Annotated in this window: 18 protein-coding genes, 2 pseudogenes and 1 riboswitch; of the genes and pseudogenes, 3 read left to right on the top strand and 17 right to left on the bottom strand. The window is 44.4% G+C overall.

Annotated features, from left to right (window positions below):
• Window positions 1–71 precede the first annotated feature (71 nt).
• From JOC37_RS03040 to JOC37_RS03030, 3 genes are all read right to left on the bottom strand, one after another.
• Window positions 72–1,439 (bottom strand): NCS2 family permease, encoded by a 1,368-nt coding sequence (locus tag JOC37_RS03040; protein ID WP_204615927.1) that lies wholly within the window; start codon window positions 1,437–1,439, stop codon window positions 72–74.
• A 235-nt stretch (window positions 1,440–1,674) separates the two neighbouring features.
• Window positions 1,675–1,776, bottom strand: a riboswitch (purine riboswitch).
• A 166-nt stretch (window positions 1,777–1,942) separates the two neighbouring features.
• Window positions 1,943–2,155, bottom strand: coding sequence for a hypothetical protein (locus JOC37_RS03035; protein WP_238480718.1), 213 nt, complete (start codon window positions 2,153–2,155; stop codon window positions 1,943–1,945).
• The gene (locus JOC37_RS03030) at window positions 2,145–2,432 is read right to left on the bottom strand and encodes a type II toxin-antitoxin system Phd/YefM family antitoxin (RefSeq protein ID WP_204615925.1); all 288 of its coding nucleotides are present in this window, start codon (window positions 2,430–2,432) and stop codon (window positions 2,145–2,147) included. The genes JOC37_RS03035 and JOC37_RS03030 overlap by 11 nt, the downstream gene beginning before the upstream one ends.
• A 108-nt stretch (window positions 2,433–2,540) precedes the next feature.
• Here JOC37_RS03030 and JOC37_RS03025 point away from each other — a divergent pair.
• A pseudogene (locus tag JOC37_RS03025) lies at window positions 2,541–2,699 on the top strand (integrase core domain-containing protein); the annotation flags it as partial.
• A 178-nt stretch (window positions 2,700–2,877) separates the two neighbouring features.
• Here JOC37_RS03025 and guaA read toward each other — a convergent pair.
• The 6 genes and pseudogenes from guaA to JOC37_RS02995 all read right to left on the bottom strand — a co-directional run bounded on the left by guaA (window position 2,878) and on the right by JOC37_RS02995 (window position 7,827).
• Window positions 2,878–4,416, bottom strand: coding sequence for a glutamine-hydrolyzing GMP synthase (guaA, locus tag JOC37_RS03020; protein ID WP_204615923.1), 1,539 nt, complete (start codon window positions 4,414–4,416; stop codon window positions 2,878–2,880).
• A gap of 32 nt (window positions 4,417–4,448) precedes the next feature.
• Window positions 4,449–4,988 (bottom strand): hypoxanthine phosphoribosyltransferase, encoded by a 540-nt coding sequence (gene hpt, locus JOC37_RS03015; RefSeq protein WP_204615915.1) that lies wholly within the window; start codon window positions 4,986–4,988, stop codon window positions 4,449–4,451.
• A 105-nt stretch (window positions 4,989–5,093) separates the two neighbouring features.
• A pseudogene (locus JOC37_RS03010) lies at window positions 5,094–5,238 on the bottom strand (transposase); the annotation flags it as partial.
• 146 nt (window positions 5,239–5,384) lie between these two features.
• Entirely contained in the window at window positions 5,385–6,233 is an 849-nt protein-coding gene (locus tag JOC37_RS03005) for a hypothetical protein (RefSeq protein WP_204615913.1), read from the bottom strand.
• Window positions 6,211–6,816, bottom strand: a complete 606-nt coding sequence (locus tag JOC37_RS03000) for an RNA polymerase sigma factor (protein WP_204615911.1) — start codon at window positions 6,814–6,816, stop codon at window positions 6,211–6,213. Before JOC37_RS03000 ends, JOC37_RS03005 begins: the two co-directional genes overlap by 23 nt.
• Window positions 6,817–7,119: 303 nt before the next feature.
• On the bottom strand, window positions 7,120–7,827 hold the full coding sequence (locus JOC37_RS02995) for an LppX_LprAFG lipoprotein (protein WP_204615909.1): 708 nt from the start codon (window positions 7,825–7,827) through the stop codon (window positions 7,120–7,122).
• A 186-nt stretch (window positions 7,828–8,013) separates the two neighbouring features.
• On the opposite strand from JOC37_RS02995, the gene JOC37_RS02990 reads away from it, so the two are divergent.
• Complete coding sequence (locus JOC37_RS02990) at window positions 8,014–8,367, top strand: nucleotide pyrophosphohydrolase (protein WP_204615902.1); 354 nt, start codon at window positions 8,014–8,016, stop codon at window positions 8,365–8,367.
• A gap of 66 nt (window positions 8,368–8,433) precedes the next feature.
• Window positions 8,434–9,783 carry a DUF1015 family protein gene (locus tag JOC37_RS02985; protein WP_204615900.1) on the top strand — a complete coding sequence of 450 codons (1,350 nt, stop codon included), beginning with the start codon at window positions 8,434–8,436 and terminating at the stop codon, window positions 9,781–9,783.
• Window positions 9,784–9,868: 85 nt separating this feature from the next.
• Here the strand turns inward: JOC37_RS02985 and fliY are convergent, their stop codons facing one another.
• Genes fliY through JOC37_RS02945 form a run of 8 tightly spaced genes read right to left on the bottom strand, consistent with a single transcriptional unit; the run spans window position 9,869 to window position 16,025 of the window.
• Complete coding sequence (gene fliY, locus JOC37_RS02980) at window positions 9,869–11,056, bottom strand: flagellar motor switch phosphatase FliY (protein WP_204615898.1); 1,188 nt, start codon at window positions 11,054–11,056, stop codon at window positions 9,869–9,871.
• The gene (fliM, locus tag JOC37_RS02975) at window positions 11,046–12,041 is read right to left on the bottom strand and encodes a flagellar motor switch protein FliM (RefSeq protein WP_204615891.1); all 996 of its coding nucleotides are present in this window, start codon (window positions 12,039–12,041) and stop codon (window positions 11,046–11,048) included. The genes fliY and fliM overlap by 11 nt, the downstream gene beginning before the upstream one ends.
• Before the next feature lie 27 nt (window positions 12,042–12,068).
• On the bottom strand, window positions 12,069–12,434 hold the full coding sequence (locus JOC37_RS02970) for a response regulator (RefSeq protein ID WP_204615889.1): 366 nt from the start codon (window positions 12,432–12,434) through the stop codon (window positions 12,069–12,071).
• 14 nt (window positions 12,435–12,448) lie between these two features.
• On the bottom strand, window positions 12,449–13,072 hold the full coding sequence (locus JOC37_RS02965; RefSeq protein WP_204615887.1) for a chemotaxis protein CheC: 624 nt from the start codon (window positions 13,070–13,072) through the stop codon (window positions 12,449–12,451).
• Between the two features lie 21 nt (window positions 13,073–13,093).
• Window positions 13,094–13,870, bottom strand: a complete 777-nt coding sequence (locus JOC37_RS02960; protein ID WP_204615885.1) for a CheR family methyltransferase — start codon at window positions 13,868–13,870, stop codon at window positions 13,094–13,096.
• Between the two features lie 20 nt (window positions 13,871–13,890).
• Window positions 13,891–14,391, bottom strand: a complete 501-nt coding sequence (locus tag JOC37_RS02955; RefSeq protein WP_204615883.1) for a chemotaxis protein CheD — start codon at window positions 14,389–14,391, stop codon at window positions 13,891–13,893.
• A 27-nt stretch (window positions 14,392–14,418) separates the two neighbouring features.
• The gene (locus tag JOC37_RS02950; protein WP_204615881.1) at window positions 14,419–15,210 is read right to left on the bottom strand and encodes a flagellar hook-basal body complex protein; all 792 of its coding nucleotides are present in this window, start codon (window positions 15,208–15,210) and stop codon (window positions 14,419–14,421) included.
• A 38-nt stretch (window positions 15,211–15,248) separates the two neighbouring features.
• Window positions 15,249–16,025, bottom strand: a complete 777-nt coding sequence (locus tag JOC37_RS02945; protein WP_204615879.1) for a flagellar hook-basal body protein — start codon at window positions 16,023–16,025, stop codon at window positions 15,249–15,251.
• Window positions 16,026–16,049 lie beyond the last annotated feature (24 nt).

Here is a 16,049-nt window from a genome sequence, read left to right as displayed (position 1 = left end):
GGTAGAACCAAAGCAGCACCAGGTTCCTGTTGGTGAAAAACCGGTGCTGCAGTTGAAGCGAAATATACTGTTTACTCTCCTCCCAAAAACGCGTAACGTACCACAACCAGCACAGCCAGAATCCACATTAACCAGTGTACATCTTTGGCCCGGCCTGCTGCCGCTTTCAGTATAACGTAAGAAACAATACCGGCAGCAATACCGTTGGCAATACTGTAAGTAAAGGGCATCAATGTAAAGGTTAAAAAGGCCGGAAAACTTTCTGTAAAATCATCAAAGTTTATTTCCCGCACTGCTGAAGCCATTAATACACCCACGATGATCAGCGCCGGGGCTGTGGCGGCACCGGGAATCAAACCGGCCACCGGGGCCAGCACCAGAGCCAGCAGGAAGAGCACTCCAACGGTGACAGCGGTTAAACCGGTGCGGCCGCCCTCACTGACACCGGCACTGCTCTCTACAAAGGCGGTAACGGTGCTGGTACCCATTAAAGCCCCGAAGGAAACACCAAAGGCATCCACCAGCATGGCCCTACCCAGGCGGGGACTCTTGCCATGTTTATCCAGCAGCCCGGCCTTGTTGGCTGTACCAACCAAGGTGCCAAAGGTATCAAAAAGTTCCACAAAGGTAAAGGTAAATACAACGGTCCAGATACCCATTTCAAAGGCCCCTTTTATATCCAGGGCGCCCACCGCCAGCTTGCTGAAGTCCGGCAGCGCAAAGGGGGTAAAATGCTCCGGAATTTGGGTCACACCCAAAGGAATCCCCACGGCGGTGGCGGCAAGGATACCAATTAAAAGGGCTCCCTTAACTCCCCTGGCCATTAATATCCCGGTGATGGCCAGGCCTATTAAAGCCAGCAGTGTAGCCGGATTGCTAAAGCTGCCCAGTACGATGTTCCACTCAAAAAACTTCAGTACAGCCGGCCCTTCAGCCATCTTTTCCACTGTAGAGGGAATGGGAACAGCCTGTATGACCATAATTTCAGCCATCTTCACACCGATAATGGTGATAAAAAGCCCAATCCCGACAGTAATGGCCCGCTTCATAGAATCGGGTACTGCATCCACCAGCAGTTGGCGTACTTGGGTAACCGTCAAAATGATAAATATAATACCGGAAATAAATACCGCACCCAGGGCCACCTGCCAGGGCATACCCAACCCCCCGGCCACCACGGCAGCAAAATAAGCGTTTAATCCCATTCCCGGTGCCAAAGCAACGGGAAAGTTAACAAACAGGCCCATGGCCATGGTTACAATGCCGGCGGCGGCGGCCGTGGCAAAGAATACCGCATCCCTTTCCATCCCGGTGGAAGAAAGGATGGCCGGGTTCAAGAACAGAATGTAAGCCATGGTCATAAAAGTTGTTAAGCCGGCAATTACTTCAGTTTTAACATCGGTATTATATTTTTTGAGCTGAAATAACTTTTCAAACATCCCTTATTATTCCTCCTTAAATACTTCCACAAACTGCTTATAGCGTTCTTTGGGCACCATGTAAAAATCAGGTCAATGAAACACCCCCTGCTGAAAATTAAGAAGCCCAGGCGCGTAGGTTTCACATTAGAGCGTGTGAAACCTACCGCCTGGGCTTTTATCCCTGCCGGTGTAGCTGGTTAACTAATAACCAACCTGTACCGCTCGGACCGAACCGCCTGCAAAGGCGTGGAACCCTAGGTACACTTCCCCACGTAGTCGGGCAATTTACGGTTGCCCGGTAGATACTCTCGAGCCATATTCCCGAGGATATACGTGACAATATCCACTTGTTGCACCTTCATAATAGCAAAGGTTGTCAAAGGTTGTCAACAATTAGTTTGAAAAAACGGTACAAAGTTTAGCATATCATTTTATAACCCTGGTTAAATCTATTCTTGAATTGATAATTCGGTGAATTTCAACAACCTGTTCTTTAACCACATAAAATACTAAATAGTTTTTTACAGGTAATACTCTATATTCATTTTCAAGGGATTTTTCGGGATGATATACCCGGCATGAATACGAAACTGTGCAAGCCTTAATATAGAAGTATCCAATGCATCAATTAAATCCCCTGCTGCCTTTGGTGCTTTTAACTCCTCTGCAATATAAGACACAATATTAGATAAATCTTTACTTGTCAAAGGCAGGTATCTAATTTCATACTTCATCAGATTCCGCCTTATCCGCAATCCCTGCCCTTAATTCGTTAAATACTTCTTCATGGGAAAAACGTTTATCGGTTGATTTTGCTTCCAGTTCCGCTTCCTTCAGCTTAAAGTAGATTTCACTTTCAAACAGTTTGCGTTCATAAGTTTCTATACTCATCACAACCATGTCACCATAACCATTCTTGGTCAAAAATACTGGTTCTTTAGTTTCATGGACAATCCTCGATATATCTGCAAAATTATTTCTTAAATCTGAAACCGGTCTGATATGCGGCATACACTCATCACCTCTTTATTAGCTTATCATAATTTTATCATAATCATGATAAACCATCAATAAGGTTATAAAAGTTACTTTTCATCATTAAGTTGTTCTAATGGTTTTATCTTTACAGAGCGCCTCTGGCGCAGCCTCAAGTACGAAGAAGTATATCTCAAAGAATACATCAGCCCCAAAGAAGGCCGCAGGGAGATAAACCGTTATCTGCAATTTTATAATTATTCAAGACCGCATCAATCATTGAACTATCAAACTCCAGCTTAAATTTACTTTCAACAGAAAAATAACACTTTCAAGGATATGGCATGTACCAGGGAAAATATTACAGACCTGAGAACAGAAATTGGTTTATCACCTTAAAAAATAGTACGTTTTTAGTACGGTCAATAAAAACAAAACCCCGAAAACCTTATAAAATCAAGGTATTCAGGGTTTTTTGTTTCTATTCCCACTCAATGGTGGATGGCGGCTTGGAGGTAATGTCGTACACTACCCTGTTAACCTGATCCAGCTCATTGACAATACGGGAGGAGATTTTTTCTAAAACTTCATAGGGCAGGCGTACCCAGTCGGCAGTCATACCATCATTGCTGTGAATGGCCCTGATGCCGATGGTCCAGGCATAGGTGCGCTCGTCACCCATTACACCCACCGTCTTGAAGTTGGGCAGCACCGCAAAATACTGCCAAATTTCCCTTTCCAGCCCGGCATTTTTAATTTCTTCCCTTACGATGGCATCGGCTTCACTTAATACGGCCAATTTTTCCTCTGTTATCTCACCTAAAATGCGCACCGCCAGCCCCGGGCCGGGGAAAGGCTGCCTCCACACCACTTCTTCCGGCAGGCCCATTTCTTCACCCAGCAGGCGAACCTCATCTTTAAACAGCCATTTTAACGGCTCAATTAATTCAAACTGCATATCTTCGGGCAAACCGCCCACATTGTGGTGAGACTTGATTGTGGCAGCGGTGGCAGTACCGCTCTCCACCACATCGGGGTACAACGTTCCCTGCACTAAAAAGTCAATTTGTCCCAGTTTGCCGGCTTCTTCTTCAAATACCCGGATAAACTCGTTGCCGATGATTTTGCGCTTCTGTTCGGGATCAGTAACCCCGGCCAGTTTCTTCAAAAATCTTTCCCGGGCGTCAACATGGACTAAATTTATAGCAAACTTTTCCCGGAATGTTTTTACCACCTGCTCTGCCTCGCCTTTACGCAGCAGCCCGTGGTCTACAAACACACAGGTTAGATCATCCCCCACCGCTTTGTGCACCAGCACCGCAGCCACCGAAGAATCAACCCCGCCGCTCAAAGCACAGAGCACTTTTTTACCGCCGGCCTTGGCCCGCACTTCCTTCACCGCTTCTTCCAAGAAAGACCCCATGGTCCAGGAGGCACTGCAGCCGCAGATATTATACAGGAAGTTTTCTAATACCCGCTTTCCTTTGGGGGTATGCACCACCTCGGGATGGAACTGCACGGCATAAAGTTTGCGTTCCGGGCAGTGCATGGTTACCACCGGGGTGTAGCTGCTGCGGGCGGCCACTGTAAATCCTCCCGGCGCTTCTTCCACCCGGTCGGTATGGCTCATCCAGCAGTGTTCCCGGGCTTCCCAACCTTCCAGCAGGCCGCTGCGCTCCAGCACTTCAATCATAGTTTTGCCGTATTCCCGCTGGGTACCCCGGGCCACTTTTCCTCCCAGCTGGTGGGCCATCATCTGCATACCATAACAAATACCTAAAATAGGTATGTCTAAATCGTAAATACCGGTGTCCACAGCGGGGGCATTTTCCTCGTATACACTGGAAGGACCGCCGGAAAATATTATCCCCTTGGGCTTCTTCTGCTTTAATTCTTCCACCGGTGTGTTGTAAGGTAGAATCTCACAAAATACCTGGCACTCTCTAATGCGCCGGGCAATCAATTGAGTGTACTGGCCGCCAAAGTCCAGCACAACAACCATTTCTTGTCCCACAGACATAGTTTTTTTATCCCTCCAAACATTAAAAGGGCTTAACCCTGATATATTTCCGGCTTTAGTACAGCCACATAGGGCAGATTGCGGTAGCGCTCGTTAAAGTCCAAACCGTAGCCCACCACAAATTCGTTGGGAATGGTAAAGCCTTTGTAATGGGCATTTATATCCACGGTACGTCTTTCAGGCTTGTCCAACAGCGTACAAATTTTCAGGCTTTCAGGCCCCCTTGAATTGAGGTTTTCCACCAAATACTTAAGGGTAAGCCCGGTGTCCACAATGTCCTCCACAATTAATACATGCTTACCTTCAATGCTTCTATCCAAATCCTTTAATATCCGCACCGCGCCGGAGGACTGGGTGGATGAACCGTAACTTGATACCGCCATAAAGTCAAAATATGTAGGAATGGAAATGTTGCGCACCAGGTCAGCCAGGAATATCATGGCGCCTTTTAATATGCCCACCACCAGCACTTTTTTTCCCTGGTAATCCCGGGATATCTGCTGTCCCAGCTGCTTTACCCGATCTCTAATTTCTTCTTCAGTCAACAATACCTTTTGCACATCAGGGTGCATTGTACAACCTCCCGGTAATTAGTATTGCAGTATTTTGGTTCATTTTTCTATATAAATACGGTTTATTATATCAAGATTTCAAGATTTTTGTCAAAGAAAAGGATGTAGAACGAAGGAGTATTGTATATCACGCAGGTCCCGGTTATTCCAGGCGCTTACCGGCGGGTCCAACTTCCTGCTTCTTGCACAAGCCGGAAACGGTGGGCTTTGAGAATTCGGTGCCGCACAGCTCTTCTGTGATCTGGCTTATGAAACCCATTTTACACAATTATACAGACTCAACTCAACCTGTTGTTACTCTAATTTTACCAAAAGAGGTGATCTCCTGTTTATACAAATAAACAAACCTACACGCTGCAGTTGAGTCGTGTAGGTTTGTTTTAAATATGTTTTAACCTAATTCATTTTTATAATTTCTTTTGCCATTTTTATCATATCTTCAGTTGATAGATTGTATCCATTATCTATTAACTGGTAGTATATACCATTATCCTGCCATATTAAAGATTGAGCATCAATATATTTATCTTTGAAACCTGAAGATTTACTGCCAACCCATAGGGTACTAACATATCCATTTTTTTCATCTTCTAATTCTTTTTGAGATTGCTTGTAGTCAGATGGAACTACATGAAATTTAAACTTTTTATATAAAAACGCTTTATTTTCACAAGTTATTTCTTTTGCATTTTTATAAGTATCCGAATCAAATTTATGATTACAAATAGTTAAACTCAAATATGCATCGGAATTGTCAGAAGCTTTTTCGTAGGTTGCCCCAAATTCTTTTCTATTCGGATCATATATTTTCTTGGAAGACCCATCTACATATACTGCAGTAGTACCATCAACAAATTTAAAATCATCTAATAGGGTTTCAGGTACTTTAGCTTTAAACCCTAACTCTTTTTCAAGTTTAGCTTTTTCAGGTAATTTATCATATGTCTTATTTGAATCATAGCCTTTCACAAATTTACTTATTATAGAATTTGCAAATGCGCTCATATCACCGGAAACGATACAAATACCTGTTAAAAATGTCATACACAGCATGGCAGCCGCTGCTGTTTTCCTAAGTTTATTACTTTTAAAAAGATATTTCTTTAACATATTATTTTCAGTCCTCTCTTTTTCAAGAATTCTCTTTTTAATATTTTGAAATAAATCTGAAGAGGGAGTTATATCACTAGCTTTTATATTCAATTCTGATTTAAGAAGGTCCTCAAATTGTTTCTGGTTTTTCATTTTTAATCCACCCCTTCCCTAATACCTCTTGAACATAAAATTGCTCATTTGTTTTTAAAATTTCTCTTTCTATTTGTTTTCTTGCTTTATGAAGCCGTGACTTTACAGTTCCTTCAAAACAACCTAAAACCTTTGCAATCTCACTTACTGACATTTCGTTATAGTAATAAAGAATCATTGTAGTTTTTAGCGGCAAACTTAATTTGTTAAGCAGCTCCAACATAAACATTCTTGTTTCACTTTGTTCAATGCTTTCAGACAAGTTTTTTTGGCTGCGGTTATCTTGGTATTTATCAAATATATTTTCCATAGGTATTAATTTTTTCTCTTTATTGCTATAACGCCAGCAAATTCTTTTAAGAATTTTATATAACCATGATTTAAAAGCTCGGGGATTTTTAATGTTTTTTAAATTATTAAAGCATTCCACAAAAGCTTCCTGTACTATGTCTTCACTTAATTCCTTGTTATAAGTCATTAAGTAAACTGTTCTTAATGCTTGTGGGCTGTATAATTTATATAAATCTTCAAAAGCTTCTAAGTCGCCGGCTTTTGATCTTAGAATGATTTCAAGTTCATCCAATCCATTCCCTCCTTTTTCTTTGGGTGCACCCTCTATATAATAAGAGACAGCTCATGGGATTTTGGTTCATTGTTTTAATAATTTTTTATAGGGTCGCGCGTAAAACCAATCCAAACCCCCAGAATTTGTTGTGCTTTTTGAAATTTGGGAACCTCTTAAATATCTATACGGCAGTAATGCTCTTGTGCCCTTCCCCCGGTTTAATGGCCAGCTGGTTAAGGCGGTAAATCCGCAGAATGCCTATCACAAACTAAAAAAGAGACCCGGTTATGAGCCTCTTATAACTTTATTTTAGGCCGGGTATCATACCGGCGGTTTAATATCTATTTCCTGATCGTAATCATATAATTTTAAATCTATCTGCATTAAAGCACGATCGTTACCGCTGTGGCTGGCATTTATTACCGCTCTGCTTATCCGCTGGTCCCGGGGATTAATCCACAGCTTATATTTAAAGGTATTGAATTGGTTTTCCAAAAAAGGCAGCTCTACGTTGGGCACCAGTTCCAAAACCTGGTATTTTTCCCCGTCTAATTCCTGGCATCCCACATATTTCAATTCCGGTACATCCTTAAAGTTAAAATTGGCCAGGGGATTGAACTCAATAATAAAGGACTCCGCCTTAGCCAGCTGGTTTCCCTGCAGAGTCAGCCATCTGCCGGAAAAGGGGTCTTTCATAAAGGTGCTGTCATTGTACTGCACAAATTCCACCGGTGAGTTGATCAGCGAACCCTTTATATGTACCCGGTCTTCCCCCACCCTTTCCCCTTTTATTTTACTGATCGGTTCTTTCTTAGCACCCAACTGGCAGGAAATTTCAAAACGGTAGCTTTTACTGGCCAGTGTTTTTTGCAGACTGGTGTTCAGCAGCTGCTGGGGATCCACCGGAGCAGAACTTTTCCTACCTGCAGCCCCCCAAACCACCGCTCCAATCACTGCCAAAGCCAGTGCCAGCAGCACAACTTTTTTATTTACCCCGAACCTGTTTAAACTAAATTGCGGCAACCTCAACCCACACTCCTCCCATTTTAGCAATTTAATTAAATATTATTAGCCGGATTCAATGTTTATGACCGTTTTAACAGCTCCGCAGCGGTACAATACAGCAGCAGGGGGAAGGGCAAAGGCTGCCAAATTTGCAAAAACCTGCATTCTTTGATATGTTAATTTTAATTAAGCAATTAAGGAGGAACCCCGGTGGAAATTAAAGATGTACAAAGGGATGTGCACAAATGGATCAGCCAATTCGAAGAGGGTTACTGGCACCCCCTGTCCATGCTGGCCCGCATGACCGAGGAAGTGGGAGAACTGGCCAGGGAAATTAATCACCGCTACGGTGAAAAGCCTAAAAAGCCCACTGAAGAAGAAGGCAGCCTGGCATTGGAACTGGGCGACATATTGTTCATCGTCGCCTGCATGGCCAATTCCCTGAATATAGATTTGGAGGAGGCCTTTAAAGATACCATGCAAAAGTATTATCACCGGGATATAAACCGGTGGACCAAGAAAAGCAATGCCGGCCCCTCCGCAGAGGATAATACCAGGGAATGAAAAAACCCGGCAGATGCTGCCGGGCTCAGCAGGAGGTAAATAATATATTTAGGAGGGATCTCAGCAGTGGCCAAAATCATACCCATCCGGGGCATCCGTTACAACCCGGAAAAAATAGATGATTTATCAAAAGTGGTTGCGCCGCCCTATGACGTAATCAGCCCCGCCGCCCAGCAGCGGTACTACCACAGGCATCCATACAACATCATCCGCTTGGAATGCGGTAAAACTTACCCCACCGACGACGAAACAAACAACCGTTATACCCGGGCCTCTGCAGCCTTCAACAGCTGGCTGCAGCAAAAAGTGCTGGTGCCGGAGGATAAGCCCGCACTGTACCTCTACCAGCAGGAATTCATAATTAACGGGGAAAGGAAAGTGCGCAGCGGCTTTATCTGTGCTGTAAAAATTGAACCCTACGAAAAGGGAATCGTACTGCCCCACGAGGAAACCATGCCCAAGTACAAGGAAGACCGCCTGGCTTTGATGAAGGCCTGCCGGGCCAACTTCAGCCCTATTTTCGGTCTCTATAACGATGCCGGGTTCACTGTAGACAGCATTCTACAAAAAGCAGCAGGCAGCACCCCGGATATAGAATTCGTCGACGAAGAAAAAATAACCCACCGTTTAACAGTAATTAGTGATGCCGGGGTTATAAAACAGGTGCAGGAAAACATGCAGCGGCAGCGCATTTTCATTGCCGACGGGCACCACCGCTACGAAACGGCATTAAACTACCGCAACCACCAGCGGGAAGAACTGGGGTTAACCGGGGAACCGGGAGATAAACCCTTCGATTACGTAATGATGACGCTGGTTAATTTATACGACCCGGGCCTGGTAATACAGCCCACCCATCGTTTGATTAAAAACGTGGAACATTTTAACCTTTCCAAACTAATTAAGGAATTGAAAAAAGACTTTACTGTTGAAGAATTTGCCGTACATCCCGGCGGGGATAACCTGCAGGCATTTATCGATTTAGTTTTTCAAAAAGGCGGATTGGCACGGGGAATGGGTATCGACCACCGCTGGGCCTTCGGCCTGTACGCCGGAAAAGGACAGGGATATGTCATTACACTGGAAAACGAAACAGCATGGGATAGGTTAATGCCCCGGGAAAAATCACCGGCCTGGCAGGGACTGGACGTATCGGTGCTGCATAAAGCAATTCTAGAACGTCTTTTAAACATCGGCGGGGAACAGCTGGCCGACGAAAAAAATATCACTTATACCAGAAATGAAATTGAAGCTTTAGAATTAGTAGACAGCGGAAAATACCAGGCGGTATTCTTTATGAACCCCACCCTGCTGGATGAGTTCACCGCCATAGCCATCGGCGGGGAAAAAATGCCTCCCAAAAGCACATATTTCTACCCGAAATTAATTACCGGGCTGGTGATAAATAAATTGTAAGCTAAAAAAACTTGGCTCACGTTAACTTATTAACAAAGCGTGAGCCTTAGTTTTCCTTATGTATTAACATTTTCATTATTTTACCCTAATTTCTGCCGGCCAGCCTCTGTATCCGCTCGGTGGGGCTGATTATATTGGTAATTTTAACACCAAAATTTTCGTTCACCACCACCACTTCCCCTTCAGCCACCAGTGTCCCGTTAACCAGAATCTCCACCGGTTCATCGGCCAGGGAATCCAGCTCTAACACTGTACCGGGACCAACATTTAATACCTCTTTAATAGGTTTTTTGGTTCGCCCCAGTATCACCTGCACCTTAAGGGGAATATCCAGTATCAAGTCCAAATTGCGGGGAACCTCTCCCGCGTACTGGCCCGGCCCGGGCACCTGGGCTGCCGGCTGCGGTGCTGCTGCGGGCTGCGCGGCACCGGGCTGTTTTTCTTGTTCAGCGGGTAAAGAATCAATTATTTCATTCAGTTCACTGCTGTCTATTTCTGTCTTTTCCGCCGGCGGTTCCGGGTTTTCCATCTCCGTGCCGCCTAAACTCTGCAGCAGAAGTGACGCCTGCTCCCGGGCCGTTTCCACCCCCATAATCTGCATTATTTCGGTATCAACCAGATCACCAATGGTCATCTTAAAAGAAACAATCACCAAATTTGTATCATCACTTATTTGGTTCAGCGGTTCCCTGATCTTGGCATCATTTTGATCCTTTAACACGGCGGGTTCCGGCGGGGAGATATTAATCGTTTTATCAAACATTTGGGATAAAGAAGTGGAAGCAGCACCTATCATCATGTTCATTGCCTCTGAAGCAGCGCTGACTTCCATTTCCGTCAGTTCCTCGTGCTCCGGGCTGCCGTCTCCGCCCATCATCAGGTTGGCAATTACCAGGGCATCGGGAAGTTTCATAATCAATAAATTAAAACCTTCTATACCTTCTATAAAGTCCACCTTAATGGACAGGTAAGGTACGGTAAACCCTTCAATAAGCTCCCTTTTACTGGCCACCCACACCCGGGGACTGGTTATATTAACCTTTTGACCCAGCAGCTCAGATAGGGTAGTGGAGGCGGATCCCATGGATATATTGCCGATTTCCCCCAGGGCGTCCTTCTCTTCTATTGTTAACACATCTTCCTTGGACCCCGTTTTATCAGCTGCCGTCTCCCCAGCGGACAAAACCTCATTTTCACCTTCCACTTCATCATCCATCTGGGCCTTCATCAGCATATCAATTTCTTCCTGGTTCAACAGATTATCATTCGTCAAACTCCCACGCCTCCTCCGCCAGTGATACAACCTGGGCTGCCATTTTATTTCCTATTCGGCCCGGCTGTACTTTAAATTTCAGCCGGTCCTGAACGTACAGGTCAAAATCCTGTCCCTGCTGCCTATCCAGCAGTATTACATCCCCCACATCCAGGTCCAAAAACTGCCGCACGGAAATACTTCCATCACCCACCGTTACATTTAATTCCACATCGGATGACTTAAGCCAGTACTCCAGGGCATTAATATCCTCCTGCTCCCGCTCGTTAAATATTTGAGTAAATTGATTTACTGAAAACTTGGATAACACCGGCTCTAAAAAGTTATAGGGCAGGCATAAGTTTACAAGCCCCCTGTTTTCTTCTCCCACAACGGTGGAAAAAGTTATCACCAGTACAATGTCATTGGGCGATAAAAGCTGGTGTAAGTGAGGGTTAGTTTCTGTGGATACAATTTCAGGTTCACCTTTTATAATATCCTTCCAAATGACAGTTAATTGATTAAGCAGCTTCTCAATGATTTTAACAGCCACTGAAAGTTCAATGTCGGTAAGTTCCCTTAAATTGGCGGGCATTTCCCCAGCTCCGCCAAGCTGCAGGTCAATTAACGGCATCAAGAAATGCGGGTTGGTTTCCATTACCGCATTCCCCTTATGGGCGCTGAACTTAAATACCGTTAACAGGGTAGGTGTTACCACCGAGCGAGTAAACTCCTCATATGTAAACTGTCCCACCGATGCCACTTCAACGTTAATGTCAGAGTTTAAAATTCCTGACAGGTAGTTGCTGATCAACCGGGCATAGCTTTCATGCAGCACCTGCAGCGTCCGCAGATGCTCTTTAGAGAACTTGTTGGGACGCCGGAAGTCATAGGTTTTCAGCTTCTGCTGTTCGGTATCCTCTTCTATCTGTTCTGCTGTAAAATCTCCCCTTGACAAACCTTCTAACAGGGAGTCTATTTCTGCCTGTGACAGTACATCCTTCACAGAGCTCCCCCCTTTTTCCCGGTAAACCTACCTGTTCAATACCCTTTCCACAGCTTGTAAAATACGATCCTGCTGGAACGGTTTTACTATGAAATCTTTAGCTCCCGCCTGAATAGCCTCCATAACCATGGACTGCTGTCCCATGGCACTACACATAATAATGTTGGCGTTGGGGTCTATCTGCCGAATGGCCTTAACGGCCTGTATACCGTCCATTTCCGGCATGGTAATATCCATCGTTACCAAGTCCGGGTTATGTTTTTTATACATTTCCACAGCCACAGCACCGTTTTCTGCCTCTGCCACCACTTCAAATCCTGCTTTGGTAACAATATTTTTAATCATCATTCTCATAAAGGATGCGTCGTCTACAATAAGAATTTTCTTACTCACTGTTCTTCCCCCTATTAATTGATTGTTAGTCCAAGCGCGTTAAAAAGTTTGTTTAATGACTGCTCTTCGGTTATGAAAAAGAAATGCCCCTTAATGTAGTTATACTCCTCAAATAACACTGTTTCTATCATTAAAATGTTTTCTTCAATATAGCCACCTGCCACCAGTGAAGTACTTAAAACGGCACCCAGCATATCATATGCAAACATGGGAACTTGGGGCACCATGTTTAACTGAGTCATGGTACCAATGGCATTAAGAAAAGACCCGGTTAAAACATTGGCTATTTCCTTTACCACCGACTCTCCCATCTCATCCAACTGCTTGGTGGTACCCTTTTCCATACCCATCAGCATATCAACCAAATACAGGGCACTGTCATTGTTGAAAACAAATAAAACTTGCGCCGGCACATCCCCTTCAATACGTAGTGTAGCACAGGCAACTATTTCTTCCAACCCGCCGACAAGATTCATCGCCTCTTCCAGCGATACAAACTTTGTTTCCGGCACGCTCATATCTATGCGTTTGTTTAACATTTGTGCCAGCGAGGTGGCCGCATTACCAAGCCCAATATTACCAATTTCCTTTAACACATCCAACTGATCGGCTGTTAACTTGTTGTCGTTATCTACCACTAACTCAACCCCTTTTCCCTTTTATACACGGGTTACCTTTCTATAAAAGCACGGGGATATTTTGTCCAGTCCCAGCTCGGCATAGTTAAAAATGGTTTCACTTCCACCGATGAACAGGCATCCTCCCGGCTTTAATGACTGCACAAATCTCCGGTTTACTTTTTCCTGCGCCTGCCGGGTAAAATAAATGGTTACATTCCGGCAGAGGATTAAGTCATACCCCCTGGGATAATTATCCTTCAGCAGGTCATGCTGGCGGAACTGAACTTTATTTTTAATTTGTGGACTAATTAAATATTTATCCCCCTGTTTTACAAAATACTTGCTTAACCGGTCAGCGGTAACATTTTTAACAGCATCAGCATTGTATTTACCTTCCTTTGCCCGCTGCAAAATGTTTTGATCCAAATCGGTGGCCTCTATTTGATGTACTCTACCGGGAGTCAGCTCATCCAGTATAATTGCCACCGAGTACGGCTCAGCACCAATGGAGCAGGCCGCACTCCATATTTTTAATTTACTGTTCCGAAGAAGCAGTTCCGGCAGTACCTTATCTTCCAATATTTTAAACATTTTAACATCGCGAAAAAACTCCGACACATTGATGGTTAGGTAATCTAAAAAATTGGTATATTCCTGCCTGTTTTGGGATATGATATTAAAATACTCCCCAAAACCGGATAATTTTTTTCTAACCAGCAGGTTATTTAATCTTCTCTGCAGCTGGTTTTCCTTGTAACTGTGTAAATCGAGGCCAAATGTTTTATATACCCGGTTTTTAAATTCCATAAAATCCATGCTGATATCTCCTTGTCCTGTTATATCTCTTTAATTGGGGAACCTATGGTGCGAATGGTTACCACGCCGCTGTTTAAATCCAATATCATGGTTCGGCCGCGGTTGCCTCCCAGTTCTTCAGCCAGTATTTTAATTCCTAGGGATTTTAAAATTTTACGGGTCATTTCCGCATTTCTCTGGCCAATATTTAGTATAAATTTTTTATCCATCCCGGAAAACATTTGGGCTCCTCCGGCCAGTTTAGCCTGCAGGCGGGTTTTAACTGCCCCCTTTCGTTCTAACTCCTCCAGTATTAAAGGGATTCCCAGGTCTGCAAATTTAGCCGGCTTATTCACATTTTTAAACTGCGTACTGTCCGGAAGCATAATATGTAATAATCCCCCCACCTTGATTTTGGGATCGTAAAGTGTTACACCCACACAAGAACCAAGGCCTAAAGTGATTATTTTATTGGGGGCTGCTGCTACTTTGTAATCAGCTATGCCAACCTGTATCTCTCTTAATGCTTTTGCTGGCTGCATTAACGGACTCCTTCACCATTTTTTATTTTACCTGCGTAAGTTATTGGCCATACTCCACATCTGATCAGCTGTTTTTATAGACCGGGCATTAAAAGAGTATGCCTTTTGCGCTTCAATTAATTTAGTCATCTCTTTAATTATATCAACATTAGATTTTTCCAGGTAACCCTGGTGTATCTTACCGGTTATTTCCTTGGGTACTTCACCGCCCGGCTGCGCTGTAAACATGTTCTGCCCTGCCGGAATTAAAGCCCGAGGGTTCTCAAAACGGTACAGTTTAATTTCACCCACCACTTCCCGCTGTCCTTTACTGTTCACAGCGGTTACCCGGCCATCCCTTTCCACTAATATCTCACCGGCGGTTTTTAATTTTTCCAGGTCCTTTTCTTTTACCGGTTTACCATCTTTGGTCATTAAAAGTTCACAGCCGGCGGCATTGACAATGCGCCCGTCAATTAGTGAAAAGGACCCGCTCCTGGTATAAACAGTTTCACCGCCCGGTTTTTTCAAACCAAAAAAGCCCTCACCTTCAATGGCCAAATCCAGGGGGCGGCCGGTTTTTTGTAAATCTCCCTGTTCAAACGCCTTTCCCATTTCCACCAGCTGAACACCGCCGCCCACTTCCGGTATCTGTTCTTCACCGCCGGGCAGTACCGGAATTCCGGTGTTACCCATCTTTTGGCGCACCAATTCTGCAAATTTTGTTTCATCCCTTTTGTAACCGCTGGTATTGATGTTGGCCAGGTTATTGCCTATGGCCGCCATCTGCAGCTGCTGGGCCAGCAGCCCCGAGCGGCCGGATTGTATTGTTTTAAGCACCGCATTCACTCCCAGTTTATTCTTCGCTAATCAATAAGTTATCCCCTTAATCTGCCCACCTGGTTAACTGCTTTACCCAGCAGTTCATCCTGGGTTTGAATCATTTTTTGATTAGCTTCATAGGTTCGCAGCACCGTTATCATATCAGTTATTTCTTTAACCACATCCACATTGGATTTTTCTACAAAGCCCTGCCTCACCTGCGTGGTGAGCTGGCTTTCATTTTTAATTTCCGCATCAGCGGTGGCGGAAAAGTATTCTTCTCCCACTTTCCTTAACTTACCGCTATCGACAAATTCCACAATTTGCAGCTGATCAATAGTTTTACCATCTTTTGTTATTGTCCCGTCAGCGGCAGCGGCAAACTCACCGCTGCCAATTTTTATTTCTCCCGATTTTCCCAGCACCCGGTCCCCCCGGGAGGTAATTAAATAGCCTTCATTGTCCACGGCAAAAGAGCTTTCCCTGGTATATAACTGCTGCTCTCCTCCCGGGCCGGAAACAACTTTCACTACATAATATCCCTCCCCGTCCAGGGCAATATCTGTAAACCTGCCGGTGTTTACCAGCGGCCCCTGGTCCATCCTGGTAACCACCTGGGAAACGGCACTTCCCATGTTTAAATTACCAACAGGGGTCGTCCCCCGGGTATGGGGGCTTTGGTAGCCAAGTAAATATTCGCCAAAGGTTTTTGATATTAAATGTTCTCGCTTATAACCGTTGCTGTTTATATTGGCCAGGTTGTTGGTTATCACGTTTAATCTGGCCTGCTGGACATCCATACCACTGAGTGTGGTGTATATTCCTCTAAACAATATTTTCACCACCGGTTTTGAAAA

It is taken from the genome of Desulforadius tongensis, assembly GCF_016907915.1.
GTDB classification, from domain to species: Bacteria; Bacillota; Desulfotomaculia; order Desulfotomaculales; family Desulfohalotomaculaceae; genus Desulforadius; species Desulforadius tongensis.
Note: the sequence above shows the minus strand (reverse complement) of the source record. Positions and strands in the feature narration are given on the sequence as shown.

Excerpts from the sequence above, each read along its gene's own strand:
- JOC37_RS03035 (WP_238480718.1), bottom strand. The coding sequence starts at position 2,155 with ATGAAGTATGAAATTAGATACCTGCCTTTGACAAGTAAAGATTTATCT.
- hpt (WP_204615915.1), bottom strand. The coding sequence starts at position 4,988 with ATGCACCCTGATGTGCAAAAGGTATTGTTGACTGAAGAAGAAATTAGA.
- guaA (WP_204615923.1), bottom strand. The coding sequence starts at position 4,416 with ATGTCTGTGGGACAAGAAATGGTTGTTGTGCTGGACTTTGGCGGCCAG.
- JOC37_RS02960 (WP_204615885.1), bottom strand. The coding sequence starts at position 13,870 with ATGGATTTTATGGAATTTAAAAACCGGGTATATAAAACATTTGGCCTC.
- JOC37_RS02955 (WP_204615883.1), bottom strand. The coding sequence starts at position 14,391 with ATGCAGCCAGCAAAAGCATTAAGAGAGATACAGGTTGGCATAGCTGAT.
- JOC37_RS03005 (WP_204615913.1), bottom strand. The coding sequence starts at position 6,233 with ATGAAAAACCAGAAACAATTTGAGGACCTTCTTAAATCAGAATTGAAT.
- JOC37_RS03030 (WP_204615925.1), bottom strand. The coding sequence starts at position 2,432 with ATGCCGCATATCAGACCGGTTTCAGATTTAAGAAATAATTTTGCAGAT.
- JOC37_RS03040 (WP_204615927.1), bottom strand. The coding sequence starts at position 1,439 with ATGTTTGAAAAGTTATTTCAGCTCAAAAAATATAATACCGATGTTAAA.